At 71.5% G+C, this 18,561-nt stretch carries 16 protein-coding genes; 5 read left to right on the forward strand and 11 right to left on the reverse strand.

What is annotated here, in order from left to right; translation table 11 throughout:
• Window positions 1-82 precede the first annotated feature (82 nt).
• Window positions 83-2,380 (reverse strand): peptidoglycan recognition protein, encoded by a 2,298-nt coding sequence (locus ACIQ8B_RS05535; protein ID WP_403545488.1) that lies wholly within the window; start codon window positions 2,378-2,380, stop codon window positions 83-85.
• A gap of 499 nt (window positions 2,381-2,879) precedes the next feature.
• Window positions 2,880-3,905, reverse strand: a complete 1,026-nt coding sequence (locus ACIQ8B_RS05540; protein WP_106412372.1) for an ATP-dependent 6-phosphofructokinase — start codon at window positions 3,903-3,905, stop codon at window positions 2,880-2,882.
• Window positions 3,906-4,108: 203 nt separating this feature from the next.
• Between ACIQ8B_RS05540 and pta the strand changes: the two genes are divergently transcribed.
• From pta to pyk, 3 genes are all read left to right on the forward strand, one after another.
• Window positions 4,109-6,205 carry a phosphate acetyltransferase gene (gene pta, locus ACIQ8B_RS05545; RefSeq protein WP_290006201.1) on the forward strand — a complete coding sequence of 699 codons (2,097 nt, stop codon included), beginning with the start codon at window positions 4,109-4,111 and terminating at the stop codon, window positions 6,203-6,205.
• Window positions 6,202-7,413: an acetate kinase gene (locus tag ACIQ8B_RS05550; RefSeq protein ID WP_403545491.1), complete on the forward strand. Its 1,212-nt coding sequence runs from the start codon at window positions 6,202-6,204 to the stop codon at window positions 7,411-7,413. Before pta ends, ACIQ8B_RS05550 begins: the two co-directional genes overlap by 4 nt.
• A gap of 73 nt (window positions 7,414-7,486) precedes the next feature.
• Entirely contained in the window at window positions 7,487-8,914 is a 1,428-nt protein-coding gene (pyk, locus tag ACIQ8B_RS05555) for a pyruvate kinase (protein ID WP_403545493.1), read from the forward strand.
• A gap of 81 nt (window positions 8,915-8,995) precedes the next feature.
• On the opposite strand, the gene ACIQ8B_RS05560 is transcribed toward pyk, so the two are convergent.
• The 4 genes from ACIQ8B_RS05560 to ACIQ8B_RS05575 all read right to left on the reverse strand — a co-directional run bounded on the left by ACIQ8B_RS05560 (window position 8,996) and on the right by ACIQ8B_RS05575 (window position 13,275).
• Complete coding sequence (locus tag ACIQ8B_RS05560) at window positions 8,996-10,330, reverse strand: hypothetical protein (protein WP_403545495.1); 1,335 nt, start codon at window positions 10,328-10,330, stop codon at window positions 8,996-8,998.
• The gene (locus ACIQ8B_RS05565) at window positions 10,320-10,889 is read right to left on the reverse strand and encodes a DUF6114 domain-containing protein (RefSeq protein ID WP_403545497.1); all 570 of its coding nucleotides are present in this window, start codon (window positions 10,887-10,889) and stop codon (window positions 10,320-10,322) included. Before ACIQ8B_RS05565 ends, ACIQ8B_RS05560 begins: the two co-directional genes overlap by 11 nt.
• A 116-nt stretch (window positions 10,890-11,005) precedes the next feature.
• Window positions 11,006-11,641, reverse strand: a complete 636-nt coding sequence (locus tag ACIQ8B_RS05570; protein ID WP_403545499.1) for a DUF6230 family protein — start codon at window positions 11,639-11,641, stop codon at window positions 11,006-11,008.
• 659 nt (window positions 11,642-12,300) lie between these two features.
• Window positions 12,301-13,275 (reverse strand): tetratricopeptide repeat protein, encoded by a 975-nt coding sequence (locus ACIQ8B_RS05575; protein ID WP_403545501.1) that lies wholly within the window; start codon window positions 13,273-13,275, stop codon window positions 12,301-12,303.
• Window positions 13,276-13,512: 237 nt separating this feature from the next.
• Between ACIQ8B_RS05575 and ACIQ8B_RS05580 the strand changes: the two genes are divergently transcribed.
• Window positions 13,513-14,133, forward strand: a complete 621-nt coding sequence (locus ACIQ8B_RS05580; RefSeq protein ID WP_403545503.1) for a TetR/AcrR family transcriptional regulator — start codon at window positions 13,513-13,515, stop codon at window positions 14,131-14,133.
• A gap of 106 nt (window positions 14,134-14,239) precedes the next feature.
• On the opposite strand, the gene ACIQ8B_RS05585 is transcribed toward ACIQ8B_RS05580, so the two are convergent.
• The 5 genes from ACIQ8B_RS05585 to ACIQ8B_RS05605 all read right to left on the reverse strand — a co-directional run bounded on the left by ACIQ8B_RS05585 (window position 14,240) and on the right by ACIQ8B_RS05605 (window position 17,692).
• Entirely contained in the window at window positions 14,240-15,940 is a 1,701-nt protein-coding gene (locus ACIQ8B_RS05585; RefSeq protein WP_403545505.1) for a methylmalonyl-CoA mutase, read from the reverse strand.
• Between the two features lie 84 nt (window positions 15,941-16,024).
• Window positions 16,025-16,363, reverse strand: a complete 339-nt coding sequence (locus tag ACIQ8B_RS05590) for a DUF3817 domain-containing protein (protein ID WP_290006183.1) — start codon at window positions 16,361-16,363, stop codon at window positions 16,025-16,027.
• A 90-nt stretch (window positions 16,364-16,453) separates the two neighbouring features.
• Window positions 16,454-16,963: a MarR family winged helix-turn-helix transcriptional regulator gene (locus ACIQ8B_RS05595; protein ID WP_403545507.1), complete on the reverse strand. Its 510-nt coding sequence runs from the start codon at window positions 16,961-16,963 to the stop codon at window positions 16,454-16,456.
• Window positions 16,964-17,057: 94 nt separating this feature from the next.
• Entirely contained in the window at window positions 17,058-17,351 is a 294-nt protein-coding gene (locus ACIQ8B_RS05600; RefSeq protein WP_290006179.1) for an MTH1187 family thiamine-binding protein, read from the reverse strand.
• Entirely contained in the window at window positions 17,348-17,692 is a 345-nt protein-coding gene (locus ACIQ8B_RS05605; RefSeq protein ID WP_290006176.1) for a DUF3817 domain-containing protein, read from the reverse strand. Before ACIQ8B_RS05605 ends, ACIQ8B_RS05600 begins: the two co-directional genes overlap by 4 nt.
• 235 nt (window positions 17,693-17,927) lie before the next feature.
• Between ACIQ8B_RS05605 and ACIQ8B_RS05610 the strand changes: the two genes are divergently transcribed.
• Complete coding sequence (locus ACIQ8B_RS05610) at window positions 17,928-18,560, forward strand: AIM24 family protein (protein WP_290006231.1); 633 nt, start codon at window positions 17,928-17,930, stop codon at window positions 18,558-18,560.
• Window position 18,561: the final 1 nt, after the last annotated feature.

Consider the following 18,561-nt stretch of genomic DNA (forward strand, 5'->3'; position numbering starts at 1 on the left):
CGGGCCTGGACGGCCCGGGGCCCGACCGCACGCACGCGGTCGGGCCCCGGGCCGTCGTGGTCCGCCGAGGGCGGAGGGGCCTCTACCTGAGGTAGACGATGCCGTCCGTGGTGATGGCCGGACGGCCCTCGGTCCCGACGACGACGATCTTGATCGTGTGCTTGGCGCTGCCGCTCCAGGTCCTGGTCCAGATCGCGTCACGGTACTTGGTGGTGGACGACTTCAGGTCCACGGTGGCGGCCTTCTTGCCGTCCACGTAGACGTGGGCCTGGCCGGAGGTGGCGGCGCGGGAGACGGTCCAGGCGACGGACCGGCCGGTGAAGGTCCAGCTCAGCGAGGCGTTCTTGGAGGAGCTGGTGTACGACTTGCCGCCGAGGTAGCTGGAGGAGGACTTGGTCGTCCACGTGCCGGACTTGACGGCGGAGCTCTCCTGGAGGATGACCGGGGTCCCCGCGACCGAGGCGGTGGCGGTGTTGCCGGCCCGGTCGTAGGCCTTCATCGACCAGGTGGTGGCGGCGCCGGACTTGGCGGTGTGGCCGGCGCTGGTGACCGTGGGGCCGTAGGTCTTGGCGGTCGGGGCGGTGAGCCGGACCTCCTTCAGCGCGACGCCGTCGGCGGCCTTCCACTTCAGCGTCAGCGGAACGGCGGCGGTGTTGACGGTGCCGGTGCGCAGGGCCAGGTTCGGCTTGGTGGTGAAGGTGGGGGCGGTGGTCTCGGCGACGACGGTCGCGGCCGCCGTGGTGGTCGTCCTGCCCGACTGGTGGACGGCGCGGACGGCCACCTGGTGGGTGCCGGCGGTCAGGGTGGCCTTGGCGGAGGTGGCGGTGCCGGCGGCGGTGGCCACCGCCTTGCCGTCCACCAGGAGTTCGTACTTCGAGACGAGCGCGGCCGGGGTGGTGGCCGACCAGTTCACCGTGATGCCGGCCCTGGTGTAGGTGGTCGAGCCGGAGGTGCTGTTGCCGGTGACGGACTTCAGGGTGAGGCCGGAGACCGGTCCGCCCGCCCAGGTGCGGATGGTGGCGAGCTTGGCGTGGAAGGCGTCGCCGGGGCACTGGGTGTTGTACCCGTCGCGATGGCCGTGGATCGCGGGCAGGGTCAGCTGGGCGCCCTTGGCCCAGGTCTTCCCGGAGTAGCTGCGGCCGCTGTCACCGGCGGTGAGGGTGGCGGTGCCGGTGGGGGCGACGCCGTACTGGCCGAGCTTCCACGCGGCGATCCGGGCGACGGAGGTCATGGCGGCCGCGGAGGGCGCGGTGGAGGTGTAGGTGCCCAGCACGGATATGCCGGTGGTCTCGGCGTTGAAGCCGTAGGCGTGGGCGCCCATCACCGGCCGGTCGACCCCGCCCTTGCGTCCCTCGTAGACCGTGCCGCACTTGTCGACCAGGAAGTTGTAGCCGACGTCCTTCCAGCCCAGCTGCTTCACGTGGTACGCGTAGATGCCGCGCACCACGGCCGGGGCCTGGGCGCAGGTGTAGTCGTTGGACTCGGCGGTGTGGTGCACCACGACCGCCTTGACCTTCCCGCCGGGCAGGTAGCCCGGCTCCTCCGGGCTGATCGACTCGTCCGCGCCCCAGGCGGCGCGGGAGGTGATCGGCGGGCGGGGCGCGGTGGACGGCGGCGCGGGCGGGGCGCTCGCCGAAGGGGTGGGGGAGGCGGTGGGCGAGGAGGTGCCCGGGGCGGACGGCGTGACGGGGGCCGACGGCTCGGTCACCGAGGGTTCCGGCGCCGAGGGTTCGGAGGGGGACGGCTCGGGCGGCGTCCCGGAGGCGGGAGTCTGCGGGGTGGCGGCGTCCGGCTGCGGCTCGGTGCCGGTCTCCGGCTCGGTGGCCGAGGGAGTGGGCTCCTCGCTCTCCTCGACCCCTTCGGCCACGTACGCCGCCGGTTCCAGCGCGGTGACCTCGCCGCTGCCGGGGTCGACCATGTCCAGGCGCAGGCCCTTGGGCAGCCTGGCCGAATCCTTTCCGTCGACCCGCACTTCGACGCCGTCGGACGGGCCCACCCACGCCGGTTCGGTACCGCCGCGCACGGCGACGCTCTCGCCCTGGCCGCCGTCGCCGTCCAGGGTCAGCCACCGTGACCACTCCTGCGTACCGGCGGCCCGGGTGCGGACCTCGACCGTGCCGCCGACGCGGGCGGACGGGTCGGACCAGGTCACGCCGAGCATGCTGAACGGCCCCGTGTCCCGCTTGCCCAGGGAGGCGGAGGTGCCGTCCTCGGAGACCCGTAGCGCGGTGGTCTCCGCCTTGCTGGTGACGGGCGCCGGCGCACCGCCGGCGTGGGAGCCGTCGCCCTCCTGTCCCGTCACGGTCTGCAGGACGAGTGCCCCGGACAGGCCGGCCGCGACGACCGCGGACGCCTTCCAGAAATGCCGTGGTGTGCGCATGTCAGTTCGCAAGGTCCTTCTGCGTGAGGAGCGGAGCGGGAAACCCGTCGCCCGGACGGGCGTCGCGCTCAGGAGACTCACACGAAGGGGTGAAGGTTGTACGACAACATTGACGCGCCGGAACGAGAAGATCGAAAACCGGTCACGCACAGCACGGAACCGGCCTGCGGAGCGACGGAGATCACCGCAATCCTCCGGCGGAACCAGTTCCGCTTGCGGGCTTCCGTCGCGGCGCCGACGGCGACGAGGCCGACGGCAAGGCGTACGGGTTCCGCACGTCGCCGTACGACGGCAGGCACGGCGACGACGGCTGGTCGGCCCGGAAGGTCCTCTCCGCCGCCGAGAGCGCCGCGCTTCGGACCACGGGCCGGCGGCAGCCGTCCGTAAGGGGGTCCTCCGCCGACTGCGCCAGGACCACCGGGACCACGTGGCCGCCGCCCCCGGCCGGAGCGGCGGCCACGGCGACGCGGGCGAGGACGACGGCCGGTGAGGGGACCGCCTAGAAGACCGACTCCGCCTCGTCCATGCGGTCCTTCGGGACCGTCTTCAGTTCCGTGACCGCCTCCGCGAGCGGGACCATCACGATGTCCGTGCCGCGCAGGGCGGTCATTCTGCCGAAGTCGCCCCGGTGGGCGGCCTCCACCGCGTGCCAGCCGAAGCGGGTGGCGAGGACGCGGTCGTACGCCGTCGGGACGCCGCCGCGCTGGACGTGGCCCAGGATGACCGGCTTGGCCTCCTTGCCGAGGCGCCGCTCCAGCTCGTACGCCAGGGCCGTGCCGATGCCCTGGAAGCGCTCGTGGCCGAACTTGTCGATCTCGCCCTTGCCGTAGTCCATGGTGCCCTCGGCCGGGTGGGCGCCCTCGGCGACGCAGATGACCGCGAACTTCTTGCCCCGGTCGAAGCGCTCCTCGACCATCTTGACCAACTGGGCCGGGTCGAAGGGCCGCTCCGGCAGGCAGATGCCGTGGGCGCCGGCCGCCATGCCGGACTCCAGGGCGATCCAGCCCGCGTGCCGTCCCATCACCTCGACGACCATCACCCGCTGGTGCGACTCGGCGGTGGTCTTCAGACGGTCCATCGCCTCGGTGGCGACGCCGACGGCGGTGTCGAAGCCGAAGGTGCGGTCCGTGGAGGAGATGTCGTTGTCGATCGTCTTCGGGACGCCGACCACCGGCAGACCGGCGTCGGACAGCATCCGCGCCGCCGTCAGCGTGCCCTCCCCGCCGATCGGGATCAGCGCGTCGATGCCGAACTGGTGGATCATGTCGGAGGCGTTCTCGCAGGCCTCGCGCAGCCGGTCGCGCTCCAGCCGGGAGGAGCCCAGTATGGTCCCGCCGCGGGCCAGGATGCCGCTGACCGCGTTGAGGTCCAGCGTGCGGTAGCGGCCGTCGAGCAGGCCGGAGTAGCCGTCCTCGAAGCCGATGACCTCGTCGCCGTAGTTGTCCACCGCCCGGTGCACGACCGACCGGATCACTGCGTTCAGCCCAGGGCAGTCGCCGCCTGCGGTGAGGACTCCTATACGCATCGTGCTGTGTCTCCTGGTCGCTGTCGATACCGGGTGAGCCACTGCCGATTGTTTCACGTCCGCCGGAGCGTCGCCGACGGCCGGATGGGCGGGCACCTAAACCAGCGCCGCAGGTATTGTCAAGAGGGATCCACTCACCTGTGTGGGCGGTTTCAAGGCCCCGCCGTTGCCTTTGCGGCCCCCCGACGAAACGGAGAGCGCGCGTGACCCGCAGCGTGTACGTGACCGGCATCGACCGCGGCGACGGCCGCCAGGTCGTCGAACTCGGGGTCATGGAGCTGCTGACCCGGCAGGTCGACCGGGTGGGAGTGTTCCGTCCCCTGGTGCACGACGGGCCCGACCGGCTCTTCGAACTGCTGCGCGCCCGCTACCGGCTCTCCCAGGCCCCCGCGACCGTCTACGGCATGGACTACGCCGAGGCCTCCGCGCTCCAGGCGGAGCGCGGCACCGACGAGCTGGTGTCCACCCTGGTCGACCGGTTCCACCTGGTGGCCCGCGACTACGACGTGGTGCTGGTGCTGGGCACCGACTACGCGGACACGCAGTTCCCCGACGAGCTGTCCCTGAACGCCCGCCTCGCCAACGAGTTCGGCGCCTCGGTGATCCCCGTGGTCGGCGGCCGGAGGCAGACCGCCGAGTCCGTGCGCGCGGAGACCCGCAACGCCTACCGCGCCTACGACACCCTCGGCTGCGACGTGCTGGCGATGGTGGTCAACCGGGTGGCGCGCGAGGACCGGGACGAGATCGCCGAGCGGCTCGCCTCCCGGCTGCCCGTGCCCTGCTACGTGCTGCCCGACGAGCCCGCGCTGTCCGCGCCCACGGTGTCCCAGATCGCCCACACGCTGGGGGCGAAGGTGGTGCTCGGCGACGACTCCGGGCTCGCCCGCGACGCCCTGGACTTCGTCTTCGGCGGCGCGATGCTGCCCAACCTGCTCGCCGCGCTGACCCCGGGCTGCCTGGTGGTGACCCCGGGCGACCGGGGCGACCTGGTGGTGGGCGCGCTGGCCGCGCACAGCGCCGGCACCCCGCCGATAGCCGGGGTGCTGCTGACCCTGGACGAGGTGCCCGGCGAGCGCGTCCTCACCCTCGCCGACCGGCTGGCGCCCGGCACGCCGGTGCTGTCGGTGCCGGGCAACAGCTTCCCCACCGCCGAGCAGCTGTTCTCCCTGGAGGGCAAGCTGAACGCGGCCACCCCGCGCAAGGCGGAGCGGGCGCTCGGCCTGTTCGAGCGGTACACCGACACCGCCGAGCTCACCCGCCAGGTGTCCGCGCCCAGCGGCGGCCGCGTCACCCCGATGATGTTCGAGCACAAGCTGCTCGAACAGGCACGTTCCGACCTGCGCCGGGTGGTGCTCCCGGAGGGCGCCGAGGAGCGGGTGCTGCACGCGGCGGAGGTGCTGCTGCGCCGGGGCGTGTGCGAGCTGACCCTGCTCGGCGACGTCGACCAGATCCGCAAGAAGGCCGCCGATCTGGGCATCGACCTGGGCGGCACCCAGCTGATCGACCCGGCCGTCTCCGAGCTGCGCGACTCCTTCGCGGAGAAGTACGCGGCGCTGCGCGCCCACCGGGGCGTCACCGTGGAGCTGGCGTACGACGTGGTGTCCGACGTGAACTACTTCGGCACGCTGATGGTCGAGGAGGGCCTCGCCGACGGCATGGTGTCCGGCTCGGTGCACTCCACGGCGGCGACCATCCGCCCGGCCTTCGAGATCATCAAGACCCGCCCGGACGCGGACATCGTCTCGTCGGTGTTCTTCATGTGCCTCGCCGACAAGGTGCTGGTGTACGGCGACTGCGCGGTCAACCCGGATCCGGACGCCGAGCAGCTCGCCGACATCGCGGTGCAGTCGGCGGCCACCGCGGCGCGGTTCGGGGTGGAGCCGCGGATCGCGATGCTGTCGTACTCGACGGGCACCTCCGGCTCCGGCGCCGACGTGGACAAGGTGCGCACCGCGACCGGGCTGGTGCGCGAGCGCCGGCCGGACCTGCGCGTCGAGGGGCCGATCCAGTACGACGCGGCCGTGGAGCCGTCGGTCGCGGCGACCAAGCTGCCCGGCTCCGAGGTGGCCGGGCAGGCGACCGTGCTGATCTTCCCCGACCTGAACACCGGCAACAACACCTACAAGGCCGTGCAGCGCTCGGCCGGCGCGATCGCCGTCGGCCCGGTCCTCCAGGGCCTGCGCAAGCCGGTCAACGACCTGTCCCGGGGCGCCCTGGTGCAGGACATCGTCAACACCGTCGCGATCACCGCGATCCAGGCCCAGTCCCCGGCCCCGAGCGAGAAGGCAGCCGCCCAGTGATCCCCTCCCGTGTCCTCGTCCTCAACTCCGGTTCCTCGTCGGTGAAGTACCAGCTGCTGGACATGAGCGACAGCAGCCGGCTGGCGTCCGGTCTCGTGGAGCGGATCGGCGAGCGCACCTCCCTGGTGCGCCACACCCCGCTGGTGTCCGGCGGGGAGACACGGGAGCGCACCGGCCCGGTCGCCGACCACGACGCCGCGCTGAAGGCGATGGCCGAGGAGCTGGCGGCGGACGGGCTGGGCCTGGACTCCCCCGAACTGCTCGCGATCGGCCACCGGGTGGTGCACGGCGGCAAGCGCTTCACCGAGCCGACCGTGATCGACGAGCGGGTGCTCGCCGAGATCGAGCGGCTGATCCCGGTGGCGCCGCTGCACAACCCGGCCAACCTCACCGGCATCCGCACCGCGACGGCGCTGCGCCCGGACCTGCCGCAGGTCGCCGTGTTCGACACCGCGTTCCACACCACGATGCCGGAGTCGGCGGCCCGCTACGCGATCGACGTGGAGACCGCCGACGCGCACCGGGTGCGCCGCTACGGCTTCCACGGCACCTCGCACGCGTACGTCTCCCGGGCCACGGCGCGGCTGCTGGGGAAGGCGCCCGAGGAGGTGAACGTGATCGTGCTGCACCTGGGCAACGGGGCGTCCGCCTCGGCCGTGCGGGCGGGCCGCTGCGTGGACACCTCCATGGGGCTCACCCCCTTGGAGGGGCTCGTGATGGGTACGCGGTCCGGTGACATGGACCCGGCCGTCATCTTCCATCTGATGCGCGTCGGCGGAATGTCCGCCGACGACGTCGACACTCTTCTGAACAAGAAGAGCGGGCTGGTCGGCCTGTGCGGGGACAACGACATGCGGGAGATCCGGCGCCGGATCTCCGCGGGCGACGAACGGGCGCGTCTCGCCTTCGACATCTACATTCACCGTCTGAGGAAGTACATCGGCGCCTATTACGCCGTTCTCGGGCGGGTGGACGCGGTGGCCTTCACCGCCGGAATCGGCGAGAACTCCGCCGAGGTGCGCGAGGCCGCCGTGGCGGGCCTGGAGGGGCTGGGCCTCGCGGTGGACGGCGAGCGCAACGCCGTCCGCGGCGGCGGGGCGCGGCTGATCTCGCCCGAGGGGGCACGGGTGGCGGTCGCGGTGGTACCCACGGACGAGGAAATGGAGATCGCACAGCAGACCTACGCACTGGTCGGAAAGGACAACTGAGCAGCGGGAACCTCATGTGTTCATTCCACCAGACGGAATATTCCGGAGCGAAACAAACCGATAGGATCGCCCCATGCGCCGTTCGAAAATCGTCTGTACTCTCGGCCCCGCGGTCGACTCCCACGAGCAGCTCGTCGCTCTGATCGAAGCCGGCATGAACGTGGCCCGCTTCAACTTCAGCCACGGCTCGCACGCCGAGCACCAGGGCCGGTACGACCGGGTCCGGGCCGCCGCCAAGGAGACGGGCCGGGCCATCGGCGTCCTCGCCGACCTCCAGGGCCCGAAGATCCGCCTGGAGACCTTCGCCGAGGGCCCCGTCGAGCTGGTGCGCGGTGACGAGTTCACCATCACCACCGAGGACGTCCCCGGTGACAGGACGATCTGCGGGACCACCTACAAGGGCCTCACGGGCGACGTCTCCCGCGGCGACCAGATCCTCATCAACGACGGCAACGTCGAGCTGAAGGTGGTCGACGTCGAGGGCGCCCGGGTGAAGACGATCGTCATCGAGGGCGGCGTCGTCTCCGACCACAAGGGCATCAACCTGCCCGGCACGGCCGTGAACGTGCCGGCGCTGTCCGAGAAGGACGTCGAGGACCTGCGGTTCGCCCTGCGGATGGGCTGCGACCTGGTCGCCCTGTCCTTCGTCCGGGACGCCAAGGACGTCGCCGACGTCCACCGCGTAATGGACGAGGAGGGCCGCCGCGTCCCCGTCATCGCCAAGGTGGAGAAGCCGCAGGCGGTGGAGAACATGGAGGACGTCGTGATGGCGTTCGACGGCGTGATGGTCGCCCGCGGCGACCTGGCCGTCGAGTACCCGCTCGAGAAGGTCCCCATGGTGCAGAAGCGCCTGATCGAGCTGTGCCGGCGCAACGCCAAGCCGGTGATCGTGGCGACCCAGATGATGGAGTCGATGATCACCAACTCCCGTCCGACCCGCGCCGAGGCCTCCGACGTGGCCAACGCGATCCTGGACGGCGCGGACGCGGTCATGCTGTCCGCCGAGTCGAGCGTGGGCGCGTACCCGATCGAGACCGTGCGGACGATGTCGAAGATCGTCCAGGCGGCCGAGCAGGAGCTGCTGTCCAAGGGCCTGCAGCCGCTGGTGCCGGGCAAGAAGCCGCGCACGCAGGGCGGTTCGGTGGCCCGCGCGGCCTGCGAGATCGCCGACTTCCTCGGCGGCAAGGGCCTGGTGGCCTTCACCCAGTCCGGCGACACGGCCCGCCGGCTGTGCCGTTACCGCGTCGCGCAGCCGATCCTGGCGTTCACCACGGACGAGTCGACCCGCAACCAGCTCGCGCTGAGCTGGGGCGTGGAGCCGTACGTGGTGCCGTTCGTCAACAGCACCGACGAGATGGTCGCGCTGGTGGAGCAGGAGCTGGTCCGGCTCAGCCGGTTCAACGAGGGCGACATCGTGGTGATCACCGCCGGCTCCCCGCCCGGCGTCCCCGGCACCACCAACATGGTCCGCGTCCACCACCTCGGCGAGGCGACCTCCTGACCGCACGCCCGGTGCACGTGCCCGAGGGCGCCTCCTGCGAGCAGAGGGCGCCCTCGGTGTGTGGCCCGTCCCTTCGGACGCTCAGTCGGTGATGTACTGGCGCAGGCCCGGGATGTGCAGGGTTCCGCCGAACTGGCCGGCCTGCTGGACCGTCACGTCGGTGAAGTAGATCAGCGGGATGTTCAGCGGCGGGGGGTGCTCCGGGTCGAAGGTGATCGGGATCAGCCCGAGCAGCTTGCCGGAGATGCGCTCCGTGTACATCAGGGTGTCGCCGTCGCGGATGGTCGACGTCGATCCCTTGGCGGCCTGGACGTGGTACGTCTTGCCGGTCTGCGGGTCCTTGACCGTCTGGTGCAGGTCGCCGATGTCGGTGCCGTCGGACACGACGTACTTCAGCACCTTCTTCGTGGCGCCGCCGGCGGTGCGCACCTCGACGATGCCCTTGTAGTCGGCGCCCTTCAGCAGCAGCGAGCTGGCGTTCAGGAACCACGGCTCGTCGGGCAGCGGGACGTTGTTGTCGACCCCGCCCTCGGCGTCGGTGGCGACCGGGCAGTCCTCCAGGTCCATCCCGGACGACTCGGAGGGGCTGGGCGAGGCGGTGGCCTCGGGCTCCCCGGTCTCCTCAGCCGCGGGCTCCCCGGCCTGCTCCGTGGCGTCCTCCGCCGCGTCGCCGGCCTGCTCGCCGGTGTCCCCGGCATTTTCGGCGGGCTTCCCCGCGGGCTCCTGCGGGGTCCCCTCGCCCTTGTCGTCCGTCTCCTCGGCGGGGGCGGACGACGACGCGGAGGCGGACGGGGCGGGGCTCGGCGTCTCCTCGTCCTTCTTGTCGCCGGGCGTGAAGACGTCCTTGACGGCGTCCCCGATCTGCTCCAGCAGGTTCCGGTCGGTCTCCGACGGGGACGGGGCGGGCTCGGCCTCCGCCGCCTGTCCGCCCGCGGTCGCGGAGGGCGTGGGCGCGGGGGCGGCCTCGTCGCCGGAACCTGAATCCGGCGAAGAGTCCGCGTCCTTGTCCGAGCCCTTGTCCGCGTCCTTGTCCGGGGCCTGTTGGACGGGGGCCGAGGCGGGCGGGTCCGCCGAGGTCTCCTCGTCGTCCTCGGAGGCGCTCTCGCTCGCGGTGGCGGACGGGGTGGGCGACGCGCTCGCGTCCCCCTTCTCCGCCTGCTCGATGGCCTCCAGGCATTCCTTGAACTCGTCGGCCGTGAGACTCCTCGACGACGGCTGGTCGTCGGCCTGGGCGAGCGTCGGCGTGAAGCCCATCCCCATCAGTACCGCGGTCGGCATCGCCGCGATGGCTATCGCCTTCCCCGCGGGCATGTGGAACCTGGTGAACAACGGCTTCCTGGGCGCCGCGTGACGCGGCCCGGTTCTCACACGGGACGGCTCCACACCAGCCCCGCGGGTCGCCTCGTCAGCCGGCACTGTGCCTCCCGTTCGCCCCGTTCGCCGGGCTCGTTCCTGACAGATCGTTCGGCTCACCCGTCGCCGCGGCGCCCTTCGCGGAGCCGGAGACCGTGGATTCGGGGAAGGCGCCCTCGGGTGCGCCGCCGTACACGTCCTCGTCCGCCCTCAGCTCCTGCTCGGGCGGCTCGCCCGGCACCCACGACACGGCCATCGCCCCGCCCACGAGGGCGAAGAGGAAGCCGATCAGGAAGCCGCCGAGGTTGGACACGGGGATGGACACCAACGCCAGCAGGATCGCCGCGACACCCGCGAAGACGCGGATGTGCTTCTGGAACCAGAGGCTGATGCCGAGGACGACGAGCAGCACGCCGATGATCAGGGACCCGGCGCCCGCGGTGGTGGCCATCGCCAGGGTCAGGTGACCGATCCGCAGGTTCGCGTACGGGAAGTAGGCGATGGGGAGTCCGCCGATGATGATGAACAGACCGGCCCAGAAGGGCCGCTGGCCACGCCAGGCGCGGAACTGCAGCCGTCGGCGAGTGAACTGGCCGGAGGCGGCAGGGGTCTCGGCGCTCATGGAAAACAGCTCCCTGGATGGCGTTGCTGTGGTGGTGATGTGCACCGCGCGCGGACGCGCGGCGGGGAGGTGGACGGGCGGGGGCGCCACCGGCTCCCCCGCCCGTCAGCGAGTGCTTAGTAGCACTCCTTGACGCCCGTCGAGAGCGACATCTTCAGGCCGCTGAGCTTGAAGGTTCCGGCGGTGGTCGCCCACGCCGTCTGCTTCACGTCCCTCAGCACGGCCTTGTCGGCCTGCTGCGCGAACCCGAAGGGGTTGGCCTGCTCGCCGCCGCCCTTCATGCCCGGACCCTTGTTGGCGTCCTTGGCGGCCACACCGATGTCGATGTTCGTGAACGTCGCATCGGCGTTCAGCTCGGCGACGTCGATGTACAGGTTCTTGGCCTCGACCGGCTGGGCACCGTCACCGGCGCGCAGGATCAGGCTGACGTTCCCGAGCACCGGAATGTTCGGGGTCACGACCGACTGGCACAGGCTCTTGATGGTCGCGGACTTGAACGCCGAGACCGCGACGGGGTGAGCCGTCTTCTTGCCGTCGAGGGTGTACCCCTCGTCCAGAGCGCCGTACTGCGAGAAGCCCTCGCCGACGAGCTCCTTCGTGGTGACCTTGAACGACTGGCCGGAAACGCTGAACGACGCCGCGAGGGCGCCCTGCGCGAGAGCGACACCTATGCAAGCCGTGGCGGCCACGCTGGGCACCATGACCACGGCGAACCGCTTCCATCTGGTCCCGCCACGCACCTGGGACTCCATATTTCCTCCTTCTCGGACGTACATCTCCTGTCCTGGCTCACCGCCTTGACCGGCGGCCGAGTCGGGCAGGGATGGGAGAAGTGCTACGTCCTCGGGAAGGGGAGCGCCCGCATTCCGCGGCGCGGGTGACGCGCCCGGATTCGCCGGCGACCACCCCCGAGCGACAACCACTGGTCGCGCCTGACACGCATCACGCACAACCCTGCTGGACAGGCTTCGCCGGATGGACGAAGACCCCCCTGTCCAAGGAGCGACGTCACTGCCGACGCTCCTGCTCGGTGGGGACCCAGGGGTTCCCGCGGCCCGACCGGCTGTCGGGTGTACGGGCAATGGACCGAGCGTCGCCGATCGTGGTGCATTCTCGCCGCCCGCACAAGGGGGTTCGTTACTGGCTAGTAACGGCCAGGTCACCGCGACGCGACCCGGCGGGCCCGATCGGCGACGCTGGGTGCACCGACCGGGGTGGGCAAAACCATTGATCTGCGAACGAAACCCGACAGGCCAACTCCCGCGACTTACTCGCAGTAACAGCGGCCGCGCTTGCCAAGATTTGGCAAAGCGCGGCCGCTTCGGCCTCTGCCGGCGAGGCGGCACCTCGGGTCCCGTTCGTCGCCATAACAGGCGAAGGAGGCGACAACGGGCATCCGGGTGCGGGTGGTTCAGAACAGGGCGCGGGCCAGGGCCCGGCGCGCGGTCACCACGCTGGGGTGGTCGGCGCCCACCACGTCGAACAGCTCCAGCAGCCGCACGCGTACGGCCTCGCGCTCGTCGCCCGCCGTGCGGGCCACCGTGTCGACCAGCCGGCCGAAGGCGTCGGCGACGTGGCCGCCCGCCATGTCCAGGTCGGCGGCGGCGATCTGGGCCTGCGCGTCGCCCGGCCTCTCGGCGGCGTCCTTGCGCACCTGCTGCGGGTCCATGTCCCGCACCCGGCGCAGCAGTTCGGCCTGGGCGAGCCCCAGCGTGGCCTCGGGGTTGGCCGGGTCCTCGGCGAGCACGTTCTTGTAGGCCTGCACCGCGCCGTCCAGGTCGTCGGCGTCCAGCGCGCGGGCGGCGGCCTCGAGGAGGGAGTCGTAGGGGCCGGCGGGGACCTCGTCGGCCGCCGCGCCGCCGCCCGGCTCGGCCTCGGGGTCGACGGTCAGCCCGGTCAGGCCGAAGCGCTGCTCGGCGACCTGTACGAGCTGGTCCAGGGTCTGGCGGATCTGCGCCTCGCCCGCGGCGCCCTGGAAGAGCGGCAGGGCCTGGCCGGCCACCACCGCGAAGACGGCGGGGATGCCCTGGATGCCGAACTGCTGCATCAGCATCTGGTTGGCGTCGACGTCGATCTTGGCGAGGAGGAAACGGCCGTTGTACTCGACGGCGAGCCGCTCCAGGACGGGGCTCAGCTGCTTGCAGGGCTCGCACCACTCGGCCCAGAAGTCGATGACGACCGGGACCTCGGTGGAGCGCTGCAGGACGTCGCTCTCGAATCCGGCCTCGTCGACGTCGATGACGAGATCGGCGGGCGAGACGGCGCCCGTGCCGCCCCTCCGGGCCGCTTCGGCGCGCGCCTGCTCCGCCTTCGCCTTGGCCTCCTGGGCCGCCTTCACCGCGGCGAGGTCGACGACTCCGCTCATGGACATGTTCCGTGGCTGCATGCGCCTATCCTCCCCCGTACTCCGCGTGAGTGTGAAAAGCCCCCGGGAAACCCAGGCGTACGTGTGGTGCGGGTGCGCCGGGTCCCCACCCGGCGCGGTGGTCGTCGTTCGGGCACGCCGGTCACGCGTGCTTTCGCTACGGGTCGTAGCGTAATACCGGCCGGGGTCCGCTGAACAGGGTGCTCCGGTGATCTCCCTCACGCACCGACGTACGGGGTCCGCCGTTATCGTCGTGCCATGCAGAGCCGCACCCCAGCCGGTCGCACCGGGCGTCCGCGCAGCGTCACGGCCGACGCCGCGATCCTCGCCGCGACCCGGCAGGCGCTGGTGGACCTGGGGTGGTCCAAGCTCACGCTCTCGGACGTCGCGGTGCGCGCCGGGGTGGCCAAGACGACGCTGTACCGGCGCTGGGCGGGCAAGAACGAACTCGTCGTGGACGCCGTCGCGGAGCTCTTCGACGAACTGACCCTGCCCGACCGCGGCTCGCTGGCCGCCGACATCGAGGGCGTGGTGCTCCAGTTCGCCGCGATCCTGGACCGTCCGGAGGCGCGCAGCGGGCTGATGGCGGTGGTCGCCGAGGCCACCCGTGACGAGGCGCTGCGCGAGCGGATCCGCGCCTCGATCGTGGACCGCCAGAAGCGGCTGGTGACCGCGGGCCGCGCCCGCGCCCAGGAGCGCGGCGAGCTGCCGCCGGAGCCCGACGCGGTCCGCTCCGCCCGCACGGCCGACCTGATCTTCGACATGGTGGCGGGGTCGGTGGTGCACCGGACCCTGGTCAGCAACCAGCCGGCCGACGAGGAGTGGGTGCGCGGGCTGACCCGGGTGCTGCTGTCGGGGCTGGCGGCGGGCGCCCGCTGAGCCGCCGCGGGCGCCGGACGCGGCGGTCGCCCGGCCGGCCGCGCACGCGCCTCCGCCCCGGCGGGCGGGAGGCCCGCCGGGGCGGAGGCGCGTCGTCCAGGACGGGTCAGAACCCGGCGGGCTCCGTGTAGACGCCCCACTCGTCGCGCAGGGCGTCACAGATCTCGCCCAGCGTCGCCTCGGCGCGTACGGCGTCGAGCATCGGCTCGATCATGTTGGCGCCGGAGCGGGCCGCCTCGACCATGGCGTCGAGCGCGCCGCGCACCTCCGCGTCGTCGCGTCCGGCCTTGCGCTCGCCCAGCAGGCGGACCTGCTCGCGCTCCACCTCGTGGCTGACCCGCAGGATCTCCAGGTCGCCGGTGACGGAGCCGGTGTGGACGTTGACGCCGACGACCTTCTTGTCGCCCTTCTCCAGCGACTGCTGGTAGCGGAAGGCCGACTCGGCGATCTCGCCGGTGAACCAGCCGTCCTCGATGCCGCGCAGGATGCCGGAGGTGATCGGCCCGATGGGGTGCTCGCCGTCCGGGTGGGCCCGCAGGCCCCGCTCCTTGATCTGCTCGAAGATCTTCTCCGCGTCCGCCTCGATGCGGTCGGTGAGCTGCTCGACGTACCAGGAACCGCCCAGCGGGTCGGCGACGTTGGCGACGCCGGTCTCCTCCATCAGCACCTGCTGGGTGCGCAGGGCGATCTCGGCGGCCTGCTCGCTGGGGAGCGCGAGGGTCTCGTCGAGGGCGTTGGTGTGGAGGGAGTTCGTCCCGCCGAGCACCGCCGCGAGCGCCTCGACGGCGGTCCGCACCACGTTGTTGTACGGCTGCTGCGCGGTGAGCGAGACCCCGGCGGTCTGGGTGTGGAACCGCAGCCACTGCGCCTTCTCGCTCTTCGCGCCGTAGACGTCCCGCATCCAGCGCGCCCAGATGCGGCGCGCGGCGCGGAACTTGGCGATCTCCTCGAAGAAGTCGACGTGCGCGTCGAAGAAGAAGGACAGGCCCGGCGCGAAGACGTCGACGTCCAGTCCGCGGCTGAGCCCCAGCTCGACGTACCCGAAACCGTCGGCGAGCGTGTACGCCAGCTCCTGCGCGGCCGTCGCCCCGGCCTCGCGGATGTGGTAGCCGGAGACCGACAGCGGCTTGTACGCGGGGATGCGCGCGCTGGTGTACTCCATCAGGTCGCCGATGAGGCGCAGATGGGGCTCCGGCTGGAAGAGCCACTCCTTCTGCGCGATGTACTCCTTGAAGATGTCCGTCTGCAGCGTGCCGTTCAGCACGCCCGGGTCGACGCCCTGGCGCTCGGCGGCGACGAGGTACATGCAGAAGACGGGCACGGCGGGCCCGCTGATGGTCATCGACGTGGTGACGTCGCCGAGAGGGATGTCCTTGAACAGGACCTCCATGTCGGCCGCCGAGTCGATGGCCACCCCGCAGTGGCCGACCTCGCCCAGCGAGCGGGGGTCGTCGGAGTCGCGGCCCATGAGCGTCGGCATGTCGAAGGCGACGGACAGGCCGCCTCCGCCGTTGCCGAGGATCATCTTGTAGCGCTCGTTGGTCTGCTCGGCGTTCCCGAACCCGGCGAACTGCCGGATGGTCCACGTCCGCCCCCGGTAGCCGGTCGGGTACAGCCCGCGGGTGAACGGGTACTCCCCCGGCCAGCCGATCCGCTCGAACCCGTCGTAGCGGTCCCCGGGCCGCGGCCCGTACACCGGCTCCACGGGGTCGCCGGAGAGCGTGGTGAAATCCGCGTCGCGCTTGCGCGCGGCGTCGTACCGGGCCTGCCAGCGACGGCGGCCCTCCTCGATGGCGTCAGCGTCCATACCCTCGAATTTACTAGGACGTCCAAGTAAATGTCGATGGCAGACCGCCGCACGCTCGTCCGTACGGCGGTGCGACGCGGGGCGTCAGGCCTTGGCGGCCTCGGGGGTCCCGTCCTCGACGGAGGCCGCCAGCTCGCGGCTGATCCCGCGCTCGACGAAGAACGCGGCGGTGGGGACGGTGCCGGCGAGCAGCACCCAGAGCTGCTTCTTGACCGGCCACTTCGCCTTGGAACCGAGGTCGAAGGCGAAGATCAGGTAGACGACGTAGAGCCAGCCGTGAGCGATGCTGACCACCTGGGTGAAGTCGGCCGCGCCGCCCATGTCGAGCACGTACTTGCCGATCATGCCCAGCGTCAGCGCGACGAGGAGGACACCGGTGACGTAGGCCATGACCCGGTAGCGGGTCAGCACGCTCTTCTTCATGCCGTCGAGCCTAACGGGCCGCTCCCCGCGCTCCGGGGCCGGGTCGCGTGCCCCTCGTCACTCCCGCACGGCGGTGCACGGGCCCCGGGGTCACCCCTCCTGGAAGTCCCCCGCCGCCAGGCGGAGGGGGCGGAGGATGGCGAAGAGTTCGACGCACTCCTCCGCGTCGTAGGCGCTCAGGCCGAAGTCCATCGCCATCAGGTCGCGGGTCGCCGACTCGACCACCTCACGGCCCTTGTCGGTGATGGACGCGAGCGTGCCGCGGCCGTCGTTGGGGTTGGGGCGCTTGGCCACCAGACCCGACCTGACCAGCCGGTCCACGGTGTTGGTCACCGACGTCGGATGCACCATGAGCCGCTCGCCGATCTTGGACATCGGCAGCTCGCCGGACTTGGAGAAGGTCAGCAGGACCAGCGCCTCGTACCGTGCGAACGTGAGCCCGTAGGGCTTGACCACGGCGTCGACCTGGGCGAGCAGGATCTGGTGGGCCCGCATGATCGAGGTGATCGCGGCCATCGACGGCACGCTTCCCCAGCGCTGCTTCCAGAGCTCGTCGGCACGGGCGATGGGATCGAACGAGAGACTGAGCGGCTTCGGCACGGACCAGACCCTACCGGCGGGTCAGATGCCGGTCAGCCCTGTCTCGCCCTTCGGTCCGGCGAGGCGGACGGCGGGACAGGGCGACCGGCACCCGTCAGTCGGCCAGGTGGCGCTCGACGGTCTCCACCTTGGACGTCAGGCCGTCCACCACGCCCGGGCGGATGTCCGCCTTGAGGACCAGCGAGACGCGCGGCGCACGCGCTTCCACGGCGGCCACGGCGCGCTTCACCACGTCCATGACCTCGTCCCACTCCCCCTCGACCGAGGTGAACATCGCGTCGGTGCGGTTCGGCAGCCCGGACTCGCGGACCACCCGGACGGCGTCGGCGACGTACTCCCCCACGTCCTCGCCGACGCCCAGCGGCGTCACGGAGAAGGCGACGATCACGCGTTCACGGTCCCTTCCTTGCGGGCGCGCGTCGCGATCACCGCGTCCTCGGTCTCGCGCTTGAGCCGCCGCTCGGCGAAGAAGCCGCCGGCCGGCAGGACCGACATGACGAAGTAGTAGGCCGCGGTGCCCAGCGACCACTTCGCCCGGTTCCAGGCGTCGGCCCAGAAGATCGCGTAGAGGACGAAGAGGAAGCCGTGGACCGCGCCCATGACCGGCACGGCGTTGAACTCGGTGGTCCGCTTCAGGACCGAGCAGACGAGCAGCAGCAGGAACGAGATCGCTTCGGGGCCCGAGACCAGGCGGAGGCGTCGGAGTGCGGAGGCGGTCTTGATGTCCACGGGTCACCTTCGGGTGGGAGAGACGTCGGTGTCGATGGTGCGGTTGGCTTGTGAACGCGCGCACAAGCGCGTCCATTGTGACAAACCCGGTGAGTGATCACCGCAGGGGGTCGGGGGCGGGCCCGTAGGGGTCCGGGTGCGTCCGTACGGGTCGGATGAGGGCCGGATCAGGGTCCGGTCCCCCCTTCGGGGCCTGTCGGCGGGGTCCGGCGGCGGTTACCGTCGCAGCGTGGCGATGTTCCGACTTCAGAGCAGCAAGGTGCTCGCCGTCGACATGACCGGGGACGCCGTGAAGGCGAAGAACGGCTCCATGGTCGCGTACGACGGGCAGATGGCCTTCAAGAAGCTCACGGGTGGCGGCGAGGGCGTCCGGGGGATGGTGACCCGGCGGCTCACGGGCGAGCAGATGACGCTCATGGAGGTGAAGGGCCATGGCACCTGCTTCTTCGCCGACCGCGCCTCCGAGATCAACCTGGTGGCCCTGACCGGGGAGAAGCTGTACGTCGAGTCCAGCAACCTGCTGGCGACCGACGGCGGTCTGCGCACGGGCACCGCCTTCACCGGCCTGCGCGGCGCCTCCCAGGGCAACGGACTGTTCACGACCACCATCGAGGGGCACGGCCAGGCCGCGATCATGTCGGACGGCCCCGCCGTGCTGCTGCGGGTCAGCCCGCAGTACCCGCTGACGGTCGACCCGGGCGCGTACGTCGCGCACCGGGGCAGCCTGCGGCAGTCGTTCCAGTCGGGCGTGACCTTCCGCACGCTGATGGGCGAGGGCGGCGGCGAGGCCTTCCAGATCCGCTTCGAGGGCGACGGGGTGGTCTACGTCCAGCCCAGTGAGCGCAACACGATCGCGGGAGACGTCTGAC

It is taken from the genome of Streptomyces sp. NPDC096105, assembly GCF_044763335.1.
In the GTDB taxonomy this organism is placed as follows: domain Bacteria; phylum Actinomycetota; class Actinomycetes; order Streptomycetales; family Streptomycetaceae; genus Streptomyces.